General features: G+C 60.3%; 22 protein-coding genes and 1 rRNA gene. 13 read left to right on the forward strand and 10 right to left on the reverse strand.

The genetic code is table 11. From position 1 onward, the window contains the following. Position 1: 1 nt before the first annotated feature. The 4 genes from rrf to ACP7C6_RS21975 all read left to right on the forward strand — a co-directional run bounded on the left by rrf (position 2) and on the right by ACP7C6_RS21975 (position 3,840). A 5S ribosomal RNA gene (gene rrf, locus ACP7C6_RS21960) occupies positions 2–117 on the forward strand. Between the two features lie 157 nt (positions 118–274). After that, positions 275–934, forward strand: a complete 660-nt coding sequence (locus ACP7C6_RS21965) for a paraquat-inducible protein A (protein WP_426109235.1) — start codon at positions 275–277, stop codon at positions 932–934. Further along, the gene (locus tag ACP7C6_RS21970; RefSeq protein ID WP_028618680.1) at positions 921–1,544 is read left to right on the forward strand and encodes a paraquat-inducible protein A; all 624 of its coding nucleotides are present in this window, start codon (positions 921–923) and stop codon (positions 1,542–1,544) included. Before ACP7C6_RS21965 ends, ACP7C6_RS21970 begins: the two co-directional genes overlap by 14 nt. Further along, the gene (locus ACP7C6_RS21975) at positions 1,537–3,840 is read left to right on the forward strand and encodes a PqiB family protein (protein ID WP_028618681.1); all 2,304 of its coding nucleotides are present in this window, start codon (positions 1,537–1,539) and stop codon (positions 3,838–3,840) included. Before ACP7C6_RS21970 ends, ACP7C6_RS21975 begins: the two co-directional genes overlap by 8 nt. A 167-nt stretch (positions 3,841–4,007) precedes the next feature. On the opposite strand, the gene mksF is transcribed toward ACP7C6_RS21975, so the two are convergent. The 3 genes from mksF to mksB are packed head-to-tail and all read right to left on the reverse strand — an operon-like array spanning position 4,008 to position 8,819. Continuing rightward, a complete protein-coding gene (gene mksF, locus ACP7C6_RS21980; RefSeq protein WP_028618682.1) occupies positions 4,008–6,848 on the reverse strand; it encodes an Mks condensin complex protein MksF in 2,841 nt (946 codons plus the stop codon). Next, complete coding sequence (gene mksE / locus ACP7C6_RS21985) at positions 6,845–7,552, reverse strand: Mks condensin complex protein MksE (protein ID WP_426109237.1); 708 nt, start codon at positions 7,550–7,552, stop codon at positions 6,845–6,847. The genes mksF and mksE overlap by 4 nt, the downstream gene beginning before the upstream one ends. Then, on the reverse strand, positions 7,542–8,819 hold the full coding sequence (mksB, locus tag ACP7C6_RS21990) for an Mks condensin complex protein MksB (protein WP_028618683.1): 1,278 nt from the start codon (positions 8,817–8,819) through the stop codon (positions 7,542–7,544). Before mksB ends, mksE begins: the two co-directional genes overlap by 11 nt. A gap of 187 nt (positions 8,820–9,006) precedes the next feature. Here mksB and ACP7C6_RS21995 point away from each other — a divergent pair, with 187 nt between their 5' ends. Then, on the forward strand, positions 9,007–9,753 hold the full coding sequence (locus ACP7C6_RS21995; RefSeq protein ID WP_068932631.1) for an energy transducer TonB: 747 nt from the start codon (positions 9,007–9,009) through the stop codon (positions 9,751–9,753). Beyond that, positions 9,746–10,198, forward strand: coding sequence for a ribosomal protein S18-alanine N-acetyltransferase (gene rimI, locus ACP7C6_RS22000; protein WP_005784514.1), 453 nt, complete (start codon positions 9,746–9,748; stop codon positions 10,196–10,198). Before ACP7C6_RS21995 ends, rimI begins: the two co-directional genes overlap by 8 nt. A 111-nt stretch (positions 10,199–10,309) precedes the next feature. Here rimI and ACP7C6_RS22005 read toward each other — a convergent pair whose 3' ends face one another. After that, positions 10,310–10,714 carry a serine kinase/phosphatase gene (locus ACP7C6_RS22005; RefSeq protein WP_426109238.1) on the reverse strand — a complete coding sequence of 135 codons (405 nt, stop codon included), beginning with the start codon at positions 10,712–10,714 and terminating at the stop codon, positions 10,310–10,312. Positions 10,715–10,868: 154 nt separating this feature from the next. Here ACP7C6_RS22005 and can point away from each other — a divergent pair, with 154 nt between their 5' ends. Further along, complete coding sequence (gene can / locus ACP7C6_RS22010; protein ID WP_003188288.1) at positions 10,869–11,513, forward strand: carbonate dehydratase; 645 nt, start codon at positions 10,869–10,871, stop codon at positions 11,511–11,513. Here the strand turns inward: can and ACP7C6_RS22015 are convergent. From ACP7C6_RS22015 to ACP7C6_RS22030, 4 genes are all read right to left on the reverse strand, one after another. Next, positions 11,510–12,031 carry an SET domain-containing protein gene (locus ACP7C6_RS22015; RefSeq protein ID WP_236320361.1) on the reverse strand — a complete coding sequence of 174 codons (522 nt, stop codon included), beginning with the start codon at positions 12,029–12,031 and terminating at the stop codon, positions 11,510–11,512. The genes can and ACP7C6_RS22015 overlap by 4 nt on opposite strands. A 145-nt stretch (positions 12,032–12,176) precedes the next feature. Continuing rightward, positions 12,177–13,346 (reverse strand): hypothetical protein, encoded by a 1,170-nt coding sequence (locus ACP7C6_RS22020; protein WP_236320359.1) that lies wholly within the window; start codon positions 13,344–13,346, stop codon positions 12,177–12,179. A 122-nt stretch (positions 13,347–13,468) separates the two neighbouring features. Next, positions 13,469–15,169, reverse strand: a complete 1,701-nt coding sequence (gene acpA, locus ACP7C6_RS22025) for an acid phosphatase (RefSeq protein ID WP_028618689.1) — start codon at positions 15,167–15,169, stop codon at positions 13,469–13,471. A gap of 82 nt (positions 15,170–15,251) precedes the next feature. Beyond that, the gene (locus tag ACP7C6_RS22030; RefSeq protein ID WP_028618690.1) at positions 15,252–15,572 is read right to left on the reverse strand and encodes a hypothetical protein; all 321 of its coding nucleotides are present in this window, start codon (positions 15,570–15,572) and stop codon (positions 15,252–15,254) included. Positions 15,573–15,804: 232 nt separating this feature from the next. Between ACP7C6_RS22030 and ACP7C6_RS22035 the strand changes: the two genes are divergently transcribed. Next, entirely contained in the window at positions 15,805–16,134 is a 330-nt protein-coding gene (locus tag ACP7C6_RS22035) for a nucleotidyltransferase family protein (RefSeq protein WP_068932638.1), read from the forward strand. 10 nt (positions 16,135–16,144) lie between these two features. Beyond that, positions 16,145–16,258 (forward strand): DUF86 domain-containing protein, encoded by a 114-nt coding sequence (locus ACP7C6_RS22040; RefSeq protein WP_426109239.1) that lies wholly within the window; start codon positions 16,145–16,147, stop codon positions 16,256–16,258. Between the two features lie 36 nt (positions 16,259–16,294). On the opposite strand, the gene ACP7C6_RS22045 is transcribed toward ACP7C6_RS22040, so the two are convergent. After that, complete coding sequence (locus ACP7C6_RS22045) at positions 16,295–17,713, reverse strand: short-chain fatty acid transporter (RefSeq protein WP_426109240.1); 1,419 nt, start codon at positions 17,711–17,713, stop codon at positions 16,295–16,297. 185 nt (positions 17,714–17,898) lie between these two features. On the opposite strand from ACP7C6_RS22045, the gene ACP7C6_RS22050 reads away from it, so the two are divergent. Beyond that, the gene (locus ACP7C6_RS22050) at positions 17,899–19,188 is read left to right on the forward strand and encodes an MFS transporter (protein ID WP_426109241.1); all 1,290 of its coding nucleotides are present in this window, start codon (positions 17,899–17,901) and stop codon (positions 19,186–19,188) included. Positions 19,189–19,191: 3 nt separating this feature from the next. Here the strand turns inward: ACP7C6_RS22050 and ACP7C6_RS22055 are convergent, their stop codons facing one another. Beyond that, positions 19,192–20,562, reverse strand: a complete 1,371-nt coding sequence (locus ACP7C6_RS22055; RefSeq protein WP_028618693.1) for a gluconate:H+ symporter — start codon at positions 20,560–20,562, stop codon at positions 19,192–19,194. A 292-nt stretch (positions 20,563–20,854) separates the two neighbouring features. Here ACP7C6_RS22055 and ACP7C6_RS22060 point away from each other — a divergent pair, with 292 nt between their 5' ends. From ACP7C6_RS22060 to ACP7C6_RS22070, 3 genes are all read left to right on the forward strand, one after another. Next, positions 20,855–21,760 (forward strand): cation diffusion facilitator family transporter, encoded by a 906-nt coding sequence (locus tag ACP7C6_RS22060; protein ID WP_311894455.1) that lies wholly within the window; start codon positions 20,855–20,857, stop codon positions 21,758–21,760. A gap of 109 nt (positions 21,761–21,869) precedes the next feature. Further along, positions 21,870–23,090: a TolC family protein gene (locus ACP7C6_RS22065; RefSeq protein WP_068932644.1), complete on the forward strand. Its 1,221-nt coding sequence runs from the start codon at positions 21,870–21,872 to the stop codon at positions 23,088–23,090. Between the two features lie 18 nt (positions 23,091–23,108). Next, positions 23,109–24,212, forward strand: a complete 1,104-nt coding sequence (locus tag ACP7C6_RS22070; protein WP_305383493.1) for an efflux RND transporter periplasmic adaptor subunit — start codon at positions 23,109–23,111, stop codon at positions 24,210–24,212. The last annotated feature ends 14 nt before the right edge of the window (positions 24,213–24,226 follow it).

The raw sequence follows: 24,226 nt of genomic DNA on the forward strand, positions 1-24,226 counted from the left end.
TCTTGACGACCATAGAGCATTGGAACCACCTGATCCCATCCCGAACTCAGTAGTGAAACGATGCATCGCCGATGGTAGTGTGGGGTTTCCCCATGTGAGAGTAGGTCATCGTCAAGATTAAATTCCGAAACCCCATTTGCGAAAGCAGATGGGGTTTTGTTTTGGACGGTCGAAAACTTTGGCACCGCAAATCCCCCGACAAATTTGCACAGTTATTTCTGAACCAGACCACTAGAATAGGCACCTAACCTTTTTTAGAGTCCGAGCCCTACTTATGCCCGATCCGGTTGATGCCCTTGAGGTATCAGATTTACCACTGGACGACCTGGTGGCATGCCATGAGTGCGACTTGCTGATGCGCAAACCAGTGCTCGCCCTCGGCGAAAAAGCCCAATGCCCGCGTTGCGGTTACGAGCTGTACGCTCACCGTCACAACGTCGTTGAGCGAAGCCTCGCCTTGGTGCTGGCGGCGTTGCTGTTGTACATTCCCGCGAACTTTTTGCCGATCATGCAGCTCAATCTACTTGGGCAGTCCTCTGAAGACACCGTGTGGAGTGGCGTCGTCGCTCTGTTTGATACCGGCATGCAAGGCGTCGCCGCTGTCGTCTTCTTGTGCAGCATGGGCATTCCCTTGCTCAAGCTACTTTGCCAATTGGCAGTCTTGCTTAGTATTCGCTGGAACATCGGCCGCAGTTATGGACTGTTGTTGTACCGCATTTACCATCACATGAAAGACTGGGGGATGTTGGAGGTCTATCTGATGGGCGTACTGGTGGCTATCGTTAAACTCGCCGACATGGCCGCCATCACGGTGGGCCTCGGTCTTGCCTGTTTTGTAAGCTTATTAATGGTTCAGGTGCTGCTTGAGGTGGTGATGTCGCCCCACCAGATCTGGCAGGCGTTGTCAGGGGACGATGACCATGCGGGCGATTGATGCAGGCATTCTGATTTGTACCGAATGCCACGAGTTGAACAAACAAGACGCTGATAGCGACGAGCAACTCTGCACGCGCTGCGGTGCACTGATCCATGCGCGCCGCCCCAATAGCCTCACACGCACTTGGGCGTTGCTGATCACTGCGGCGATTTTGTACATCCCCGCTAATCTGCTTCCCATCATGACGATCAATTCCTTGGGGCAGGGGGATCCGAGTACCATCATGGCCGGCGTGATCCAACTGGTGCAGCACGGCATGTTCCCTATCGCTGCCGTGGTGTTTATCGCCAGTATCCTGGTGCCCACGTTCAAGCTGGTCGGCATAGGTCTGCTACTGTTCTCGGTGCAGCGTCACCAACCGCTCTCCGCGCGACAACGTATTGTGATGTACCGTTTTATCGAATTCATTGGCCGTTGGTCCATGCTGGATATCTTCGTGATCGCCATCCTGGTGGCGGTTGTAAACTTTGGGCGGCTTGCCAGTGTCGAGGCCAATCTCGGTGCTGCAGCGTTCGCCAGTGTGGTGATCTTGACGATGCTTGCCGCAGTAACTTTTGATCCCCGACTGATTTGGGATAACACGGAGTCGGACGACGACCATGAGTGATTTGCCTAAAGCTAAAACCCGCCCCGCCTCCAACTGGTCGGCTATTTGGGTGCTGCCCCTGATTGCCCTCATCATCGGTGGATGGCTGGGATGGCGTGCCTATTCCCAACAGGGCATCGATATTCAGGTGCGCTTTGAAAGCGGCGAAGGCATCCAGGTCAACAAGACCGAAGTGGTCTACAAAGGCATGCCGGTGGGTAAGGTCAAGGCCCTGGCCTTGGACGACGAAGGCAACAATCGCGGGGTGATCGCCACCATCGAGATGAACAAGGACGTCGAACAATACCTCAAGACCAACACGCGCTTCTGGCTGGTCAAGCCGAGTGTCAGCCTTGCCGGTATCACCGGCCTGGAAACCCTGGTGTCAGGTAACTACATCGCCGCCAGCCCAGGCGACGGTGAACCGACGCGCAAATTCAAGGCGCTCTCCGAAGAGCCGCCTTTGTCCGACGCCAAACCGGGCCTGCATCTGACCGTCAAAGCCGACCGCCTTGGCTCGCTCAACCGTGGCAGTCCGGTGTTCTACAAACAGATCCAAGTTGGCCAAGTCAAAAGCTACCTGCTCTCTGAAGACCAGAGCACGGTCGAGATCAAGGTCTACATCGAACCGACCTATGCCAGCCTGGTGCGCAAACACACACGTTTCTGGAACGCCAGTGGCATCAGCATCGACGCCAACCTTTCCGGTGTAAAGGTGCGCAGCGAATCCCTTTCCAGCATCGTTGCTGGGGGCATCGCCTTCGCCACGCCGGAGAACCGCAAGGACAGCCCGCCGACTGATCCGAGCCTGCCCTTCCGTTTGTACGAAGATTTCGACGCCGCCGCAGCCGGTATCAGGGTCAAGGTCAAGCTCACCGACTTCGAAGGCCTTCAGGCGGGGCGCACCCCTGTCATGTACAAAGGCATCCAGGTCGGCAGCCTGAAAACCCTGAAGATCAACCCAGACCTTTCCAGTGCCAACGCGGAACTGACACTAGATCCCCTGGCCGAAGATTATCTGGTACAGGACACGCAATTCTGGGTCGTCAAGCCGTCTATTTCCCTGGCAGGAATCACTGGGCTTGAAGCCTTGGTCAAGGGTAACTACATCGCCATTCGCCCAGGAGATAAAGGGACCCCACCACAACGCGAGTACGTTGCCCGCGCCAAGGCACCGCCTTTGGACCTGCGTTCCCCTGGCCTGCACATGGTGCTGTTCACCGATAACCTCGGCTCCCTGGATGTCGGCAGCCCCATCCTCTACAAGCAGGTCAAGGTCGGCTCGGTACAGAGCTACCAGTTCTCACGCAAGAACAAGCAATTGGTGATCGGCGTCCACATCGAGAAGGAATACGAAAACCTGGTCAACGGCTCGACGCGCTTTTGGAATGCCAGCGGCGTCACCCTGACCGGTGGCCTCACCGGTGGAATCCAGGTCAAGAGTGAATCCCTGGCTAGCCTGATGGCCGGTGGTATCGCCTTCGAAACCCCAGAGCAGAACGTGCCGCTGAAAAAACGCATCCCGCGTTTCCGTCTGTTTGCCGACCGTGAGGCCGCCAACCAGCACGGCACCCTGGTGACCATCAAGGTCGACCGCGCCGACGGTATGCGCCCTGGCACGCCTGTGCGTTTCAAAGGCCTGGACGTGGGCAAGATTGAAAGTGTCGATCTCAGCGCCGACATGCAGTCAGTACTGCTCAGCGCCCGTATCACCCAGGTGGCAGACCGCATTGCACGCGTTGGTAGCCAATTCTGGGTAGTCAAGCCTGAGCTGGGCCTGATGAAAACGTCCAACCTGGAAACCCTGGTCACCGGGCAATACATTGAAGTCCAACCCGCGACGAAAAATGCCGGCCCACAAAAGAGTTTCGTCGCGCTGGATCAACCGCCAGAAGCAGTGCATCAGGAAGCTGGCTTGAGCCTGACCCTCAGCGCCGCGCGCCGTGGTTCGCTGAAAGAAGGTGTACCGGTCACTTACCGTGAAGTCACCGTTGGCAAGGTGACCGGCTACGAATTGGGTCAGACCGCAGACCGCGTATTGATCCATATCCTGATCGAGCCTAAATATGCACCACTGGTGCGAGGCGGTAGCCGCTTCTGGAATACCAGTGGGTTTGGCCTCGACTTCGGTCTATTCAAAGGCGCTACTGTGCGTACTGAATCCTTGGAGACTTTGGTTGCCGGTGGCATCGCCTTCGCGACACCGGACGGCGAGCGCATGGGCAATGCCGCCAGGCCACAACAAACCTTCCCGCTGTTCGACAAGTTTGAAGATGAATGGCTGACCTGGGCGCCTAAAATCCCACTCGGCAAATAAACTGAGTTGCGGCTATCGCGGGCAAGCCCGGTTCCCACATTGGAATGCCTATCTCTGTGGGAGCCGGGCTTGCCCGCGATAGGGGCCTTAAAATCACTACACATTTCATGCGCAAAAAAAGGCCGCGATCTGGAAGATCGCGGCCTTTTGCATTTCAGCGAAACAAATCAGACCTCATCCAACTCCGGCTCATCCGCCTGCACATTCATCGTCGCTTTCACCACATCGTGGCGACGGATGTACTTCCAGTCCGCCTCATCGATATAGATCCCGTTCGGTCCGCTACCACCTTCCAGGTCGATCGCCACCTGGGCTGACACCTGCGGCTTAACACTGGCCAGGATCGGCACAAAACCCAGCTGCAAGCTGGTCTCCAGCAAGGCTGCCTGGTTCTTCTCATCAATGTCCGCCGCCTCGTCGAGGTAGTACGGCAAGCGCACGCGTCCGGCCTGGTCGCGGTCCATCAAGTGCAGCAACAAGTACATGTTGGTCAGCGCCTTGATGGTCATGGTGGTGCCGTTGGACGCGGCACCATCGATGTCGGTATGGATCACCGGCTGGCCATGCACCTTGGTGATCTCGAACGCCAGTTCGAACAAGTCCTTAAGGCCCAACTGGTTATGGTTGGCAGCTACCAGGCGAGCCAGGTATTCCTTGGCTTCTTCGTTCTTGTTGTCCTGCTCGGCACTTTGGCTCAGATCGAACACCGACAGTGTCTCGCCTTCTTCATACTGGCCCGCACTGTGGATGATCTGGTCGATGTGCTTGAGCGCTTCCTTGTTCGGCGCCAGCACGATGCGGAAGCTTTGCAGGTTGGAGACCTGGCGTTTGTTGATCTCACGGTTGAACAACGCCAGTTGGTGTTCAAGGCTGTCATAGTCGCTACGGATATTGCGCAGGGTCCGCGCAATGTCGGTGACCGCCGCACGACGAGCCTTGCCCAGCGTCAGTGCTTCGTCGGTACGGTGCGCATAGGCGTTGATCAGCAGCTGCAGGCGACGCTCAACGTCATCCTCGCTGTCGAACTTGGCCACGCCCTTGAGGCGTACCTGGGCGTACAGCGCCTCGATCTGGCCATCGGCGCGCAACAGACCTTGCCAGCTGTCCTGATAGTCATTGAGCAGTGGCAGCAGATTGTCCATGGAGTCATCGACCGGGTCCATGAACGGCGTGCCGAACGGCAAGTCTGCCGGCAGCAACTGGCGACGGCGCAGCGCGTCATCCAGTGTGCGTTGCTTGGCTTCCATATCGCCGATCTGACGGCCCACCAGTTGCAGCTTGGCCGACAGTTGCTGAACGCGCTCGGTGAACGCATCGCTGGAGCGCTTCAGTTCATCCTGCGCCGCTTCCATCTGCGCCAGGTTTTCCAGCTTCTCGCCTTCTTCTGCGCTCAGGGTTTGCGCGCGGCGGAAATCTTCCAGGGCTTTTTGCGCATCCAGTACCTGCTGGTACAACGCTTCGGTCTGGGTTTTGCTCGCGGCGCGGTCAGAGGCTACGGCTTGTTGGGTTTTCAGTTGCTTGAGTTCTTTCTCCAGACGCTCTTTCTGGTCGCGCAATGCCGCGCGGTCTGCCAGGGCTTGCAACGCCGGCGGTTCAATATGAGAGATGTCGATGGACAGCCCCGGCACTTCAAAGCGCTCGCCCTTGAAGCCATCGAGGATCTGCTCCAGGGATTTGACCCACTGGCCATCCTCGTCCAGGGTGATGCCGTGCTCGCCCAATGGCAGGCTGAACAACGAACTGTTGAACAGGCGCATCAGACGCTCGACGTCCTGCTGTGAGAATTCCTCCCGCAGCTTGGCGTAGCTGTTGTTGTCGGCGTGATCGAGCTGCTGCTTGACCGACTTCAGGCGCTTTTCCAGGTCGCGCAGACGCTCGTCCAGATCTTCTGCGCTGAACTGTCGGGACTGCGCAAGGGCGCCCGCCAATTCATCGTGGGCATCCTTGGCCGCCAGCAACTGCTGCTCCAGCACTTTCACGTCATCCACCAGAGCAAAGCGATGCTTGAGCACCGACAGCTCGCCCAACCAACGCTGAATACCACTGATCTCACGCTCCAGGCGCATCAACTCCTGGGTGCCGCCGCGCTGGTCGTTCTGCAGCGCGTCCTGCTCATTACGGTAGTGCTCGGCCTGAATGGTCAGCTCTTCCTTGCGCGCACTGGCGTAGTCCGACCAGGTGCCAAGCAACGAATCGAGCAATGGCGACAGACGATGCAGTTTGCCGCGCAACACATCGCGCTGGCGAACGCCATTGGACAGGGCCTCGACTAATGGCCCTGCGGCCACCAGCGAGTTGTAATCCTGCTCCATGCGTCTTACATCGCGGAACGCTTCTTCGCACGCGGCGATGTAATCCACGCTGCCGGACCGCAGGCTATGTTCAAACGCATCGAGGAACAGCTGCTTGAGCTTGGCCGCGGTGATTTCGCGCATATGCAGCAGGTTGATAAACAGCGCGCGGAAGGTCTTCAGGCTTTGCTCACTGGTAGAGCGCAGGGGAATCAGCGTGAGGTCCAGCGGGATCGACGTGTGGCCGCCCACCAGCAAACGACGCAGTTCATCCGGCTTGAGTTCGTAGGCTTTCAAGCCTTCGCGCTCAAGGTTGGTGAACAGCTCTTTCTGACGCAGGCAGGTGTCGTTCTTCTGGTAGTGAGCCAAATCCAGCTTGCCTGCATAGGCAAAGAACTGGTGACCGAAACCACCGCCCGGGCCGCGTCCGACCACACCGATCACGTGCGGGCCGTGGGGCAGCGAGACTTCCACCAGGATGTAGCTGGTGTCGGTGGCAAAGTAGAAGCGCCGCGATTGTTCCAGGGTGTACTTGCCGAAACTCATGTCCGACATGCGCGCCAGGATCGGAAACTGCAAGGCGTTGATCGACGCGGATTTACCCAGGTTGTTCGCGCCATACACCGACAGCGGTTCTTCCAGCGGGAACAAACCCAGGCTGTAACCGGCAGTGTTCAATAGGGCGAAGCGGCGGATGCCGTAGCGTTCCTTACTCATGCGTCGGTCTCCTGTTCTTCGGCAATGGCGCGGGCCAGGGCGTCTTCTTCGCTTTCGTCCGCAAAGTCACTCAAGTCCAGCGGGTCATCGGTTTTCAGCAATTTCTCATCACTGTCTTCGTCGATGATCACCGGTGCCGGCAGCGGCAACACGCTGTGCACGCTGGCCGCGAGATCACGGTCTTGCTGCACCGACAGGCACACATCAAGGAAACGGTGCATGGGCGGCAGGAAGCGATAGATACCGTTGTCTTCGCTGGCAAAACCCAGCTGGGTCATGCGGCGCATGATTTTTTCTTCGAGTTCTTCCTGGGTTTGCACTTCGGCCTGGATAAACAGGTCGCGGTACTTCTCCAGCAGCGACGGCAGTTCATCACGGCCCAGGCTGCCACCATCGAGCACGGCAATCGGGTCGCGGCCCCGGTCGGCCAGGTGCTCGACGATGATGAAGGTGAACAACGCCAGGCGCTGGGCGGTCTTGTTCACCTGCGCGGCGGCCACGGCGGTGTCCGGCACGAAGTAGTAGAAGCCACGGGTATCGCACACCAGTTCAAAGCCCAGGGCCTTGAACAGCGTGCGGTACTGGTCCTGGAAGTTCGACAGTTGCGCGTACAGCTCCGGGTCGCGGCGGCTGACGTGATAACCCTTGAACAGCTCGCGAAAGATCGGCGCCAGTTGGGACAGTTCGGATAGATCAAGATGCATGGGGTGTACTCGCAGAGTGCTCGGCGGCGTCGGATCCGGCCGGGAGCAGGGCGAAGGAGCGCAGGCTGACCTGGTGCTCGGTTGTGTGGTACTCGCGGCGTTCCAGGCGTTCGCGCTTGAAGCGTTTTTCGCGGGACAGGCGTGAGAACCAGTACAGCAATTCGTCGGTGGCGCCGTCCGGTTCCTGCTCCAGCAGCCAGGTCATCAGGTCCGGCATCGGCAGCGCGTCTTCGCAGCGCTCGAGCATCTCCTTGACCGTGCGCGGCGCGCGCTGGGCGTCGCCCTTGTGGGACTTGTGCGCCTTGGGGAACCGTGCCGGTTTCGGCTCGAAATTCGCCAGGGCATACACATACGCCTCGACCTGGCTGGCACTGCCGAGAAAGGTACTTTGCGGTCGGGTAAACATCGGCATCGCCGCTTGCGGCACCGCGTCCAGGCCCTTGCGGCGAATCGCCGACAACGCCAGCGCCGCGCCACGGGTCACGGCGTTGTGCCGGCGCGCTTCTTCACGCAGCGGCAGCAGCAGTTCCCGCGCATGACGCAAGGTCAGTTGGGCGCTGGTCTGCATTTCGAGGATGCGTGCGTGGGTACGCAGCAACATGTCATCGTCCACCAGGTGGCCGAGTCGTTGCTGCTCGGTGAGCATGCGCAGCAGCACATTTTCCACCTTGCGCACGCCTTGTTCGAAGGCGCCATCGGCGTTCACCAGTTGGATCATCGGTTCGACGTATTCGTCCCAGGTCGCCAGGACTTCGGCGTAACGCTGGCGCAACGGGATCTGCCGGTCGCTGGTCTTGGCCCGGTCGGCCACGGCGGCGAGGGCCTGTTCGTCATTGGCGAGCTTTTTCAGCACGTCCCGCACGCGCATGTCGAGCAGGCGCAGTTGGCGGGCGAGGTCGTGGCCATCACGGATGTCGAAGGCGTCCTGGATATAACCGGCCAGGCGCTCGAGGTGACGCAGGTAGGCTTCGATTTCCAGGCACAGGCCAAGCCGGTGCTCCTTGCGAAGATAAGCCAGGAAGTCATGGATCTGTGCGTTGAGCTCGAAACGGTTCGGGCTCTTGGCGACAGGCACCAGGATGTCCAGGCGAATCCACACGTCCAACAGGCTGGTAATGTCCTGTGGTGTGCTGTCCAGTTGTTGGGCCGCCAATTGCGCGCGCAACTCGCCAAGGCTCAAGGTGCCTTGGTCGAAGTGTTCGCACAGTGGCTCAAGCAGGGCCCAGTGTTCGGCGAGGGCGCGCAAGACGCGCTTGGGTTCGATCATCGGAATGGCCGGCTGGTTGGCGATTAAAAGTCGCGATTGTACTGCATCGGACGCGGGATTTATCCACAGCCGGTCAGTGCGCAGTGGGCGATTGTTGCCGAACAGCGGTAGAATCCCCGCTCTTTAGTTATCCACAAGTGGCCGAGCTGTGCTTATCGAGTCCCGACGTCGCGCTTACTTGACCGCCATGCAGGTGGTCAACTGGCTGCCCCGCACCGAACTGCCGTTTGCCGCGCCCTCGCGGCCGGAGCTGTTGCAGGGGCTTGAGCCCTATGAGGCGTTCGAGTCGTCGGGTGAGGAGGCGGCCGCGCCGGTGGCGGTGGTCAAGCCTGCACCTGAAGCGCGCCCGGTCGTTGAGCGGGCGAAGGTGGAAGTACCGCGGCCGTCACCGGTGACCAAGGCAGCCAAGGTCGTGGAAGAGGTAGCCCCGGTGGTCAAGGCCCCGGTGGTGCCACCACCGCGTTTCGCCCTGCAATTGCTGCGGGCCGGACGCTGCCTGCTGCTGGTCGAGTTGCCTACCGGCGAACGCTTCCAGACCCGCGACCCCGCCTACATGCTGCTCAAGGACATGCTGCGCGCCGCCGGCTTGCCCGACAGCCCGCAAATCGTCGGGGACCCGGTGCGCTGGCCGCTGCTGGTGCGCGGCAACATGGACCAGGGTCCGGAAGCGGCTCGGGATTTTGTGCAAGGTTTTGTGTCGGCACGCCTGGAAGACGAACCCTGCGTGTGCCTGTGGCTGATCGGCCTGCCTGCGGTGCGCTTTGCCGGCGAAGCCAATGCCGAAGCCTGGTACCGCGAACTGCAGGTCGAAGGCCTGGGCTCGGTGTGGGCCCTGCCGGGCCTGGAATTATTAATGGAAGAGCCACAGCGTAAGGCTGATGTCTGGCAAGCCATGCGCCGGCTGATGGCGCGCTGGAAAACAACCGATGAGTGAGGCTTTATCCTTCCGCCCGATGACCGAGGCTGACCTCGACGCCGTGCTGAAAATCGAATACGCGGCGTTCAGCCACCCCTGGACCCGTGGGATCTTTCTCGACGGGCTGGGCAAATACCAGATCTGGTTGATGTTTGAAGGTGAACAGCAAGTAGGACATGGGGTGGTGCAGATCATCCTTGATGAGGCGCACCTGCTGAACATCACCGTCAAGCCGGAAAACCAGGGCCGAGGCCTTGGCCTGGCGCTGTTGGAACACCTGATGTCCCGCGCCTACGCCGCCAGTGCGCGTGAGTGCTTCCTGGAAGTGCGCGACAGCAATACCGGCGCGTTCCGCCTGTATGAGCGTTACGGCTTCAACGAAATAGGCCGCCGCCGCGACTATTACCCCGCCGTAGGCGGCCGCGAAGATGCGGTCGTAATGGCTTGCACGCTGGTCGACTAAACGACACGCCCTTGTAGGAGCCCGGCTTGCCGGCGATGGCGATCTTGAGAGCGCTATCGCCGGCACGCCGGGCTCCTACAGGTCGAGATTAATAGTCTGGGCGAAGGTGAATCAGGGTTTACCGTCTATCGGGTCGATATCCGCCAGTTCGGCCTCATCCAACCCAGTACCCCCGCCAATTTCAACTTCATCGACGATGCTCAGGTCGTAATTCGCCGGGTTATCCTCGCCTTCTTCCCGGGCATCTCGCGCACCATCCTCACGGATCAACGTTTCCGGGCTTAAATCATCATCCGTCGGCTCGTGATCATCTGTGGACGCGCCGGTGAAACCTGCTTCACGCACCCGTTCGTCGGGCATTCGGTGTTCACGTTCGCGACGAGGGATCTCATCGCCGATCTCCGCCGTCGGTTCCTCTTCGTCAAAATCCAGTTCGCGCATCGAGCCCATGCGGTCCTCATTGTCATCTATGGGTTCAGGCTGCGTAGCGCCGTAGGGACGTCGTGATTCAGTCATGGCTAATCCTCATACTGTGGGGCTTATAGTGTGTGGACAGGCTGCGCGGCCCAAAGATTCAAGCTAATTCACGCTTGTTATTCACCGGCAGGGCGTGACCTGGACGTGGGGTTGTCAGTCACAAAACTGCGCATCATTCCTGAGGCTTTCCCTGATGAACGAACTACAAGACCTGCTTGATAACAACGAACGCTGGGCGGACGCGATCAAACAGGAAGATCCCGAATTCTTCGCCAAGCTCGCCCGCCAGCAAACCCCGGAATACCTGTGGATCGGCTGTTCCGACGCCCGCGTGCCGGCAAACGAGATCGTGGGCATGCTGCCGGGTGACCTGTTTGTGCACCGCAACGTGGCCAACGTGGTGCTGCACACCGACCTCAATTGCCTGTCGGTGATCCAGTACGCAGTGGACGTGCTCAAGGTCAAACACATCCTCGTCACCGGCCACTATGGCTGCGGCGGCGTGCGCGCCTCGATGCAGGACCGCCAATTCGGCCTGATCGACGGCTGGCTGCGCACCATTCGCGACCTCTACTACGAAAACCGTGACGTGCTGGCCCAGTTGCCGACCGAAGAAGAGCGCGTCGACCGTATGTGCGAGCTGAACGTGATCCAGCAAGTGGCCAACGTCGGCCACACCAGCATTGTGCAAAATGCCTGGCACCGTGGGCAGAGCCTGTCGATCCATGGCTGCATCTATGGCATCAAGGATGGGCGCTGGAAGAGCTTGAACACCACGATCAGTGGTTTCGAGCAATTGCCGCCGCAGTACCGCCTGCGTCCGTTGGGCGAAGCCTAAGGGCGTTTTCGCTCACGCCACTGGGCCATGAATGCCTGGCCCTCGGCGTTCAGCAGCTCGTCGTGACCGGTAATCCAGCCTCGGCAGTTCAGCTCTGCGCATTGGCATGCGAACTGCCGGAACAGCACGTCTTCGGTCATGGCGTAATCCATGGTCAGCAGCTCGCCTGGGTGGATTTCACACAGGGTCCAGGCCTCCAGGTAGTGCAGGTCGAGAAACACATTCGGTTTGCATGAATGTGAAAACAGGCCACTGAACCAACAGTCGTAGAGGTGGGTACGCGACGATAGCTGCAACGTGTGCAGGCGTCGCTCGCTCAGGGCGTAGCCGGAGACTTTGGCGATGCACACACGGCTGTCAAAGGCCGTGCGTGCCCTGATTCCGACCCCCACGCCTTCAATGTTCAGCACCACTTCGAATTTCTCGCTCGAAGGGTAGCCCTTACCGAGCGTGGGCTTGAACGGGTAGAGACAGTCGCTCACAGCAGTTTCAGCCTTATCCTTGGCCTGAGTTTTCATGACTCTCCTGGTTTAGGCTGCATCGACTTGCGGGTGGTGTCTGACTACCAGTCTTGCAGCTGATGGGCGCCGCCCCAGACTCGCTGAAGATGGGACCGATTTCTACTGTCAATGTTGACAGTAGAAATCGGTCTTTTTGTACGAACTACAGCGCCGGGGCCGCAATGGTTGGGGTGGGGGCGGCATTCTTGAGTTGTTTCAACTGCGTCTTGATGGCGGGCGTGGCGCATTTCGCGTTCGCATCCTCCGGGGACAAGTTGCGCACCGAGGTGTAGAACAATTCACAGGTCTGCTCCTTGCGTGTGACCTGCCACGTATTCATGCACGCCTTGAGCAACACGTTCGGATCACTCGCGGGTTTCTGACCCATTCCGGCCTGCCAGCAGGCGGCGCTCAGGTCTTGCCCCATCACCTTCAAGCCGGCCTCGTCGGCTTTCTGTTCATTACCGTCGTAGGTGTCGGGGCTTGCGGCATACCAGATGTAGCTTGGATGGTTGGCGCCCAGCACTGACACGCTCTTGCCTGCCGTCGGGCTGATCTGCGCCAGGCCCAGCACTCCCACGGTCTGGCCGTACTGCTGCTTGATCCAGTTTCGCACCGGTGCGCCAAACGCCACCATCGGCAACGCGCCTTTGGCGGGCAGGCTCAGTTCCTGGACCATGCGTGTCTGGTAGTCGGTGAAGTAGCTGTAGACGGTTTCCAGGTCCTTGCCCGCGTTGGAGGGCGCGGCGATAGGGGCGATATCGATGATGGTCTGGTAAGCCGGCGTTTCGGTGGCCGGGATGCCATTGTCCGTGAGCAGGGTGGCCCAGCGGTCGGTGGTGGCGGATTCCAGATAGTCCTGGGCCTGGGTCAGCGAGTAATCCGGCGGGAAGTGCAGCAGTTCGATGCTCTTGCGGTTTTCCAGGGCCATGCCTAATGGCAGGAACAAGTACCAGTTGTAGGCCCATTTGCCGTCAGTGTTGAGTTTGTTGGCGCCTTGGTAGGCCAGGTCGGCGGTATTGAGCAGCGTGGTCAGGGGGTGACCGTAACTGTCAGGCACACCGCTGAAGGTCGCTGAGACCTGCCCGTCATGGGTCTTGACGCTGACTTTAGCGCGGCTGTAGCCATCCCGTTGCAGGCTCTGGTTCAAATAATGTTCAGCCGTCTGCTCCAGCGTCCATGGCCGAAAGCAGATCACATTGCAATTGTTGGGGAAGGCGAACAGTTGGGTCACGCGTTGCGTACTCCCCAATGGCACCTCGATGTCGGCCTGTACGACCGCACTCGCCATCAGTGCGGCCAGGGTGAAGGACAACCTGGTCGGTTTAAACATTGTTGTTTCCTTGTCAGCGAAAGCCCGTCTACGCGGGGTGAAAGCCCACCTCCACACAGTAGCGGTTGACCAGGAAAACCGCGTGTTAAATCGCCAGGCGTGTCGCTATTGGATAAGAAAACCTACAGGCTGAACTGTAACGCGTTGCTCAAGTCGCCCATGGGTTTCTGGCCACGGGCGGTCATCGCGTCGTCCCGCTGTTTGAGGCCGTCCAATGTCTCCAACTGGAATACGCGGGTGATCAAGCGCAGGATCGACGCCGTGTCGTACACCGTATGGTCCACCGTGCCTTTGCGCGCGAATGGCGACACCACAATCGCCGGAACCCGCGTGCCAGGGCCCCAGCGGTCGCCCTTGGGCGGGGCCACGTGGTCCCACCAACCACCGTTTTCATCGACGGTGACCACCACCACCATGTTTTTCCACTGCGGGCTCTCTTGCAGCACCTTCAAGGCACGGGCGATATGGCGGTCGCCCGAGGCCACGTCGGCGTAGCCAGCATGCATATTCAGGTTGCCCTGAGGCTTGTAGAAGGTCACGGCGGGCAGTTTGCCGGCTTGGGCGTCGGCGAAGAACTTGTTGGTGCTGGACTCATCACCCAAACCGCCATCGCGCAGGCGCTTGTCACGCTCGGCGCGATTCTCCGGGCCTTGCTGCTTGAAGTAATTGAATGGCTGGTGGTGATACTGGAAGTTAGGAATCTTCGGGATACCGCCCGAATCCTTGAACTGCTCCAAGGTGGCTTGCCAAGCACCGGCATACCAGGCCCAGTCGACATTCTTTTTCGAGAGTTTGTCGCCGATGTGTTCGTGGGTTTGCGGAACCAGCACGTTGGGCAGGTCGGGTTTGGAGTAATCCGGGTTTTCCGGGTCGCGGATCCAGGTCGGCCAGTAAGGCGGCGCCAGGGTGTTCACGCCGTAACCGTCCGGGGTCAACGCACTAGGGCCGAACTGTGGCGGGCCGGTCATCGCGCTGGCCGGGGACTTGTCCAACGGCTTGAGGCGCGGGTCGGTTGGGTCATCGCTTTGCAGCGTGGCGATCTGCGCCTTAGCCACCGATTGCGCGGCATTCGGGTAAAACGGCGCGGTGGCGCTGATCAGGTACTGATGGTTGAGGAACGAGCCACCAAATGCCCCCTGGAAGAAGTTGTCGCAGAGTACAAACTCCTTGGCCACGTCCCACAGGCGCAGGGAATAACGGCTCTGGGCGTAATGACCCATCACCAGGCCGCCCGAGTCGGCCCAGGCGACGAAGTTGTCGTTCTTGCCGCCGTTGATCTGCATCTGGTTCTGGTAGAACACGTGCCACAAGTCCCGGGTGACCAGGCTCAGGGGCAGGTCTTCCGCGTTCGGGCCCTTAAGCGCGAACGGTGCGTTAGGCAGGTTTTCCTGGAATTGCACTTCGCTGGGGTAGGTCACCCCGTCCACCGTTTGCGGCCCGACTTGCAGCACGCCACCCCAGGCCGGTGGCAGGGTGGTCAGCGGGCTGCCGTCGCGATCGCGTTGCTGTGTGTCGGCGGCGGACAGTGCTGACAGCGGTTTCTCCACCCCCGGGAAATCTGCAAACAGATTGTTGAAGCTGCGGTTCTCGGCATAGATCACCACCACGGTTTTCACCTGATCGTGCAGTGCCTTGTCCAACTCTTGCGACGTGAGCGGACGTGCAACCGGTTTGCCCGGCGCTTCGCTGGTGTTGCCGCAGGCACTTAACGTCGCGCCGACCCCCAACACCGCTGCGCCTCCCAGGAAGCGCCGGCGGCTGGTGTCGACCGGCGGCTGGGCTGCGGAATCGGGGGAAGGGCGGTCTTCGTGCTCGTCACTCATTGCGGGGGAGTCCTTGGCGAAATGTTGCAAGATATTTCGCAGGACGGTAGCAATGCAATGTGACGGAACGAAGACAGTGATTTCACAGCAGACGCAGTGCCAGTTGGCTGCCGGCGCGCAAGTACTCCACTTGGGCCGTCACCGCATCCTTGACGATGGCCTCGCCCGTGTCGGTCAGCTTGGCCTTCTTTGCATCGATGACACTGGTCTGCAACAACTGCATCGCCACGTCGATGGATTTCTGGAACGCGGTGATGTTGTTATGCAGGCCGAACTCCTTGATCACGGCGGCCATGCGGCGGTCGGCGTCGTCGCGCAATGTTCGGTATTCAGGAACCGAAACCTTGTCGTCCTTGTAGATATCAGTGATCAGTTCTTCCAGCGATTTGGAGAGGGGCGTCATCGGATTTTCCTTGGTGTCAGGTGAGGAGAAAGCCGAGACAGGTTAATCAAAGGCATTGGCGGGAGGAGTCAGCAAGGGCCATCCATCTGAGTGAGATAAGACCACGCGTTTGGACAGAGAGTTGGCTTCTATCTTGTCGATTGTATTCAGGGCCAGGTGTTTTATATGCATGTGTCTACCGGCGACCTGCACTGCTGGGCTGGTTAGATACTGGCTGCCATTGAGGTGAACCGTGAAACCTTCAACCGCCCTTGACCTACAGCGAGCCGCCGTCAGAGAGGTGGTAGGACGCTTTCGCATCTCAAACCCAAGAGTATTCGGGTCTGTGTTGCTGGGGACCGACCAAGAGGGCAGTGATCTGGATTTGTTGGTCGATGCTCCGCCGGGAACGACCCTTTTTGATCTTGGCGGGCTGCAGGTCGAGCTTGAGGATCTGCTTGGGGTCAATGTGGACTTGCTGACGCCTGCTGATTTGCCGTTGAAGTTTCGCGCGAAAGTGTTGGCAGAGGCGCGGCCAGTACCCGGATTTTGCGGCAGCTCACTCACAAGTGCCATGGCGTAGCATGCGCGGAATGCGCAACCGAATCGCCCACGGTTACTTCGATATTAACCTTGATGTGGTTTGGAACACGATCCAGAGCGCTTTACCTGATTTATTGGAGCGTCTTCCCGTCGCAGTTGTATGAAGCACCCGTTGCAACAACAGGTGCTTCATCCGTTGATCAAGGCATGACCGGCGGCAAATACTTCAACGTCGTTCCCAGCGCCCACAGCAAGAACAACACCAGCGGTGTGTGCACCAGCAACTGCACGAACGAAAACCCGATCAAATCCCGCGCCTTCAACCCCAGCACTCCCAGCAACGGCAGCATATAGAACGGGTTGATCAGGTTCGGCAGCGCTTCGGCGGCGTTGTAGATCTGCACCGCCCAGCCCAGGTGGTACTGCAGGTCATTGGCGACTTGCATCACGTAGGGCGCTTCGATAATCCACTTGCCGCCGCCCGACGGAATGAAGAAACCGAGCACCGCCGAGTAAACGCCCATCAGCAGCGCGTAGGTGTCGTGGGAGGCGATGGAAGTGAAGAAGGTCGAGATGTGGTGTGCCAGAGTCTGGCCGTCACCGCCTTTGACGACGGTCATCAGCGCGGCAATCGAGCCGTACAGCGGGAACTGGATCAGCACGCCGGTGGTGGTCGGCACTGCACGGGCCACCGCATCGAGGAAGCTGCGCGGGCGCCAGTGCAGCAGGGCGCCGGCCATGATGAACAGGAAGTTGTAGGTGTTCAGCCCCGAGATTGCACTGATCGCCGGCTTGGTCGAAAACTCATGGAACAGCCAACCCGCCGCCAGCAATGCCAGGAGAATGGTCAGCAACGGGCTGTGCTCCAGCCACTCTCCGGGGCGAGTCGGTGCTTGTATCTTGGGCAAGTTGAACGCCGGGTCGACGCCGCAGGCCTTGGCATCACGCGCGCTGTTCGGGCCGGGGGCGGTGGCGTAGGCGATGATCAGCGAGACCACGATCAATGCCAGCAGCAGCACGCCGGATTGCCACAGGAAGATGGTGTCGGTGAACGGGATCACACCGGTGATCGACAGGATCGACGGCGGCAGGCTGGCCGGGTTGGCCTGCAACTGCGCGGCCGACGACGACAACCCCAACGCCCACACGGCGCCCAGCCCCAGATACGCCGCCGCACCGGCTGCGCGGTAATCCATCTTCAAATCCGTACGACGTGCCAGCGCCCGTACCAGCAAGCCGCCGAATACCAGGGACAGGCCCCAGTTCAGCAAGGAGGCGACCATCGAGATCAACGCCACCCAGGCCACGGCGGAGCGGCCGTTCTTGGGGGTACGCGCCAGGCGGTCGATCAGTTTCACCGCGGGCGGCGAGCTGGCCACCACATAACCCCCGATCACCACAAAGGCCATCTGCATGGTGAAGGGGATCAGGCTCCAGAACCCGTCACCGAACGCTTTGGCGGCTTCGCTTGGCGCGGCGCCCATGCCCAGGGTCGCCACGGCGACGATGATCACGGCAAGTGCCGCAAACACCCAGGAGTCGGGAAACCAGCGTTCGGCGAAGTTGGAGCAACGCAGGGCAAATCGGGCATAGCGGCTTTCTTCGATAGCGTCGGCCACGAGTCTTTCCTCTTATAGTTATTAGGGTGCAGGCAATTTTCCGGCATGTTCCGCTACAGCCATTGATATGGGAATGCAGTTATCTTCATCGATCAATGAGGAAAACAAATATATCTGCCGCGATTGCCATCATTGGGCTCAGCTCATAACCTGCACGCCATTTTGTTTGTCTGCCGAGCCTCTACATGACTGCCACCTTTCCTACACAGGCGCAGCGTTTTTCCCGCTCCGACTACAAAACCCTGGGCCTGGCCGCCTTGGGCGGTGCCCTGGAAATCTACGACTTCATCATCTTCGTGTTTTTCGCGCTGACCTTGAGCCAACTGTTCTTCCCGCCGGAAATGCCCGAGTGGCTGCGCCTGCTGCAAAGTTTCGGCATTTTCGTCACCGGATACCTGGCGCGCCCGCTGGGCGGCATCCTGATGGCGCACTTCGCCGATCACCTTGGACGCAAGCGCGTGTTCAGCCTGAGCATCCTGATGATGGCGCTGCCCTGCCTGCTGATCGGGATCATGCCAACCTACGCGCAAATCGGTTATTTCGCGCCCCTGATCCTGCTGGCGCTGCGCGTGCTGCAAGGCGCCGCCGTGGGCGGTGAAGTACCCAGCGCCTGGACCTTTGTCGCTGAACACGCGCCGACCCACCATCGTGGTTACGCCCTGGGCTTCCTGCAAGCTGGCCTGACCTTCGGCTACCTGCTCGGTGCACTGACAGCGACCCTGCTGGCGCAAGTCTTCTCCCCGGCCGAAATCCTCGACTACGCCTGGCGCTTTCCCTTCCTGCTCGGTGGTGTGTTCGGCGTGATTGGCGTGTGGTTGCGTCGCTGGCTCAGCGAGACCCCGGTGTTCCTCGAAATGCAGGCCCGCCGCCAGGCCGCCGCCGAACTCCCCCTGCGCACCGTGTTGCGTGACCACCGCGCCGTGTTGTTACCGGCAATGATCCTCACCTGCGTGCTCACCTCCGCCGTGGTGGTGCTGGTGGTCATCACCCCGACCATGATGCAGAAAACCTTCGGCATGAGCCCTAGCCACACATTCGCCTTGAGCGCCCTAGGTATCGTGTTCCTCAATATCGGTTGTGTGCTGGCGGGCTTGCTGGTCGACCGTATCGGCGCCTGGCGCGCGGTGCTGGTCTACAGCCTGTTGCTGCCGGTGGGGATTGCGGTCCTGTACGCCAGCCTGATCAGCGGGGGGATCTGGCTGGGTGCGGCGTACGCCGTGGCGGGCCTGAGTTGTGGCGTGGTGGGCGCGGTGCCGTCGGTGATGGTCGGCCTGTTTCCAGCGCAGGTGCGGGTGTCGGGGATTTCCTTCACCTACAACATTGCCTACGCGCTATGGGCGAGTACCACGCCGTTGTTGCTGATTGCGCTGATGCCGACCAGCCCGTGGATTTGCGTGGGGTATTGCGTGGTGATGGGGGCGGTAGGGGTGGGGAGTGTGGCGCTGTTTGGTAAGCGCCACAGCTTGGCTGCCTAGGTTTTAAGTCAAGAAGTGCCAGAGCAGTAGCGTTCCGACTAGACCAACGACTGAAACAATGGTCTGCAACACCGACCACACCCAGATCGTCTGTTTCAACTGCAAGCCAAAGTACTCACGCACCATCCAGAACCCGGCGTCGTTGACGTGGCAGAAGAACACCGAACCGGCGCCGATTGCCAGGGCTACCAGCGAACTCTGTGTCGCCGCCAGCCCGGCCATCATCGGTGCGAGGATGCCGGCGGTCGTCGTTGTGGCGACGGTGGCCGACCCGGTTGCCTGGCGCAAGGCCACGGCGATCAACCAAGCCAGCAGCAGGTAGGGCATGTGCGCGCCTTCGGCGACCTTGCTGATGGTCTGGCTCACGCCAGCATCCAACAGGGTTTGCTTGAGACCACCACCGGCGCCGATGGTCAGCAGCAACACGGCGATGGGCGCGAGCGCCTTGCGCAGGGTGTTGCCGACCTCGGCGCGCGGCATGCCGGCGGCCCAGCCCAGGCAGATCACGGCGGCGATCACGGCCAGGCCGAGGGCGATCAGCGGTTCGCCAAGGAATTTCAAGGTCAGGCCGACGGTGCTTTCAGCCGGCAGCGCGACCTTGGCCAAGGTGCTGCCCAGCATCAGAATCACAGGCAGCAGAATGATCAACAACGACACACCAAAGCTAGGCTGGCGCGGCGCCTTGGGCGGTGCGCTGAACAGCGCGCCGATGTCGGCAGGCTCATCTACATGCAGGCGCTTGGATAGCCAGTTGCCGTAGATCGGGCCCGCCAGGATCACTGCTGGCACCGCCAGGCAGAAGCCCAGCAACATGGTCAGGCCCAGGTCGGCGTGCAACGCGCCCACCGCAATCAGTGGCCCCGGATGCGGTGGCATCAGGGCGTGCAACGTGGTCATACCCGCCAGTGCCGGGATGGCGATTTTCAGCAACGGCTGGTTCGAACGTTTAGCCATCACAAAGATGATCGGTACCATCATCACCAGGCCCACTTCGAAAAACAGCGGCAGGCCGATCACCATGGCGACCAACGCCATCACCCAGGGCAATGACTTGCCCTTGCCCAACCCGAGCAAGGTAGTGGCGATGCGGTCGGCTGCACCGGATTCCGCCATCAGCGCGCCGAGCATCGAGCCCAGGGCGATGATGATCCCGGCTTCACCGAGGATGGCTCCGGCGCCTTTACTGAATGCCTTGGCCACTTCTTCCGGCGGCAGGCCGGCGCCGACACCGGCGATAAACGTGCCGATCAGGATCGACAGGAACGGCGGTAATTTGGTCGCACTGATCAGCACGATGATGCTGGCGATGGCCAGCAGTACACAGAGCATAAGGCGGGTGTCGTGGACCATCCACGCGGCAGTCGATAACTCCAAAACAGGACTCCTTATCGAACAGGTTGGAAAAATTGTTTCTTTTTGTTTCCTGTTCGAAAAGCATACCTGATAGAACCGTTGCAGAGCGCTCGTGTACGATTTTGGTGCGCCAAAAATAACGGTGGGCTGGCGTGCAGATGACAACTTTGCAAGGCATGCCAATGTTTTTGCGCCAGGGCTCTATCTTTGTAGGAGCCGGCTTGCCGGCGATGGCGTCCGTAAGCTCGACGCCTACCGTCAACATCACTATCGCCGGCAAGCCGGCTCCTACAACAGATCAGGAGCACTCCGCATGAGCGCAGGACACAACCACGCCCAAGTACGCGCCGGCCACGAACGCAAGCTATGGATCGCCTTGGGCCTGACTGGCAGCTTCATGATTGCCGAAGTGATCGGGGCCTTCGTCACCGGCAGCCTGGCACTGTTATCCGATGCCGCGCACATGATGACCGACGCCCTGGCCCTGGCGATTTCCCTGGTGGCCATCCAGATTGCCAAGCGCCCGGCCGACCGCAAGCGCACCTTCGGCTATGCGCGGTTCGAGATCCTGGCCGCAGCGTTCAATGCATTGCTGTTGTTCGCCGTGGCGTTCTACATCCTGTATGAGGCGTACCAACGGTTACAGGCGCCCGCTGAAATCCAGTCCACCGGCATGCTGTTGATTGCGGTGCTGGGGCTGATCGTCAACCTGATCTCCATGCGCCTGCTCAGCGCGGCCAGCGGCGAGAGCCTCAACGTCAAGGGCGCTTACCTGGAAGTGTGGAGTGACATGCTCGGTTCCATCGGCGTGATTATTGCGGCGGTGTTGATCATGTTCACCGGCTGGGGCTGGGTCGACTCGTTGGTCGCGGCGGCCATCGGTTTCTGGGTGTTGCCACGCACCTGGACGTTGCTCAAGGAGAGCATGAACGTGCTGCTGCAAGGCGTGCCGGACGGCGTGGATATCGACCAGATCGAACAAAACATTCGCCGCGTGCCGGGGGTCAAGGACGTGCATGACCTGCACATCTGGGCCCTGACCAGCGGCAAAAATGTGTTGAGTACTCACTTGGTCGCCGATGCGGCCCAGGGCTCCGAGCAACAGATTCTGCGACGAGTGACGGCATTACTGCATGAACAATTCGATATTTCCCACGCCACTATTCAGGTCGAAGGGGAGGGCTTCCAGCATGACGAGCATGACGAAGTGCATGCCTGATCCTGGCTAACGGATTTGTAATGTTCTGCCCACCGCCCTGATAAGTACCGAACGCTACATTGCCCCCGCTGGGAAACCTCAGCGACTTCATGGGCGTGGAACTTTCGTTATGGCACTTTCGGTTAGAACACTGTTGGGGGCGGCGGCATTGTGGGCTGCCGCATGCGCTGCCCAGGCACAAACCCTCACCCTCGACTCGGCCCTGCAAACTGCCTTCGCCAACAACCCGGACCTGGCGGCCGCGCAATGGGAGATCGACATTGCCCAGGGTGGTCGTCAGCAAGCGGGGTTGATTCCCAATCCGGTGGCCTCATGGGATGTGGAGGACACTCGCCGTGACTCCCGCACCACCAGCATCAAGATCAGCCAGGCCCTGGAGCTGGGCGGCAAACGGGGGGCGCGCATCGATGTGGCGTCCCGCGTCCAGGACGCCGCCGCGTTGACCTTGGAGCAGCGTCGCAACACCCTGCGCGCCGAAGTCATCGACAACTACTACGGCGCTCTGCGTGCCCAGGAACGCCTCGACCTGGCGCAGCGTTCCATGGCCGTGGCCGAACGGGGCTTGGTCGTCGCCAACGGTCGGGTGACAGCAGGCAAAGCCTCGCCGGTGGAAGCCACAAGAGCCCAAGTGCAAGTTTCGGAGATTCGCCTGGAACTTGACCGCGCGCAAATTGGCCTTGCCGATGCCTACCGTCGCCTGGCCGCCAGCACGGGCAGCGCCGCGCCGAACTTCCAGGCTGTCGCCACACAAAACCTGTCCGCACCGACCGTGCCGTCAGCCACCCAGTTGCTGGCGCGCCTTGAGCAGACCGCCGAGTTGCGCCTGGCCGAACTGAGCATCCTGCAAAACGAAGCCAGCGTTGGCCTGGAAAAAGCCCAGCGCATTCCCGATCTCGACGTGTCCATCGGCAGCCAGTACGACGCCAGCGTGCGTGAGCGGGTGAACCTGGTGGGGGTGTCGATGCCAATCCCGTTGTTCAACCGCAATCAGGGCAACGTTCTCGCCGCCACTCGTCGTGCCGACCAGGCTCGCGATCTGCGTAACGCCACCGAGTTGCGCCTGCGTACCGAAACCCGCCAGGCCCTCGACCTGTGGCAGTCCGCGAATACCGAAGTGCGCGCGTTCAATCAGCAGATCCTGCCCGCCGCCCAAAGCGCGGTGGACAGCGCCACCCGCGGTTTTGAAATGGGCAAGTTCGGCTTTCTCGACGTGCTGGATGCCCAGCGCACCCTGATCGCGGCGCGCACGCAGTACCTCACCGCCACCGCCCAGGCCACTGATGCCTGGGTGCGTATCGAACGGATTTACGGCGACCTCGCCCGCTTTTGATTTCCTTTGGAGTCCTCTATGAACAACAGACACGGCGTGGCACTCGCCGTCGCCTTGAGCCTGATGCTGTCCGGTTTTGCGAAGGCCGATGAAGAAGGCGAACTCGAACTCACCGAACAGCAGATCCAGGCCGCCGGCATTCAAATCGCTGAGGCTCAACCGCGTTCGGTCAGCACCTTGCTGGTGCTTCCGGGCGAGGTACGTTTCGACGAGGACCGTACCTCCCACATCCTCCCGCGCACGGCGGGTGTGGTGGAGTCGGTGAAGGTCAACCTCGGTCAGTCGGTGAAGAAGGGCGAGCTGTTGGCGGTGATCGCCAGCCAGCAGATTTCCGATCAGCGCAGCGAGTTGGCGGCCAGCGAGCGGCGGGTCGAGCTGGCGCGCACCACCTTGCAGCGCGAACGCCAATTGTGGCAGGACAAAATCTCCGCCGAGCAGGATTACTTGCTGGCGCGCCAAACCCTGCAAGAAGCCGAAATCGCCCTGAACAATGCGCGACAAAAGATGACCGCCCTCAGTGGCAGTGCTGTGCTGGTCGGTGGCAATCGTTATGAATTGCGTGCGCCGTTCGCCGGCGTGGTGGTGGAAAAACACCTGGGTGTCGGTGAAGTCGTGAGTGAGACGACTAACGCCTTCATCCTCTCGGACCTGTCCCAGGTGTGGGTCACGTTCGGTGTGTTTCCCAAGGACTTGAACAAGGTCCGGGTCGGCAAACCGGTCAAGGTCAGCTCCACCGAAATGGGCACTGAAGTCCAGGGGACGGTGGCGTATGTCGGCAATTTGCTCGGTGAGCAAACCCGCACCGCGACGGTGCGCATCAGTGTGCCCAACCCTGACGACGCCTGGCGTCCTGGTCTGTTTGTCAGCGTGCAACTGGCCGCCGACACGTTCCAGGCCAAGGTCACCGTCCCTCAGGAGGCGATCCAGACCGTCGAGGACAAGCCCTCAGTGTTCGTGCGCACCGAGCACGGTTTTGTCACCCGTCACCTGGAGCTTGGCGCGAGTGAAAACGGCTACGTCGAAGTACGCCAGGGCCTCGACGCTGGCGCACAGGTGGCCACCGTTGGCAGCTTCATTCTCAAGTCCGAACTGGGCAAAGGCTCGGCCGAACACGCCCATTGATTCCGCGAGTGATT

This window comes from Pseudomonas sp. TWR1-1-4, from assembly GCF_049897165.1.
Classification (GTDB): Bacteria; Pseudomonadota; Gammaproteobacteria; order Pseudomonadales; family Pseudomonadaceae; genus Aquipseudomonas; species Aquipseudomonas canadensis.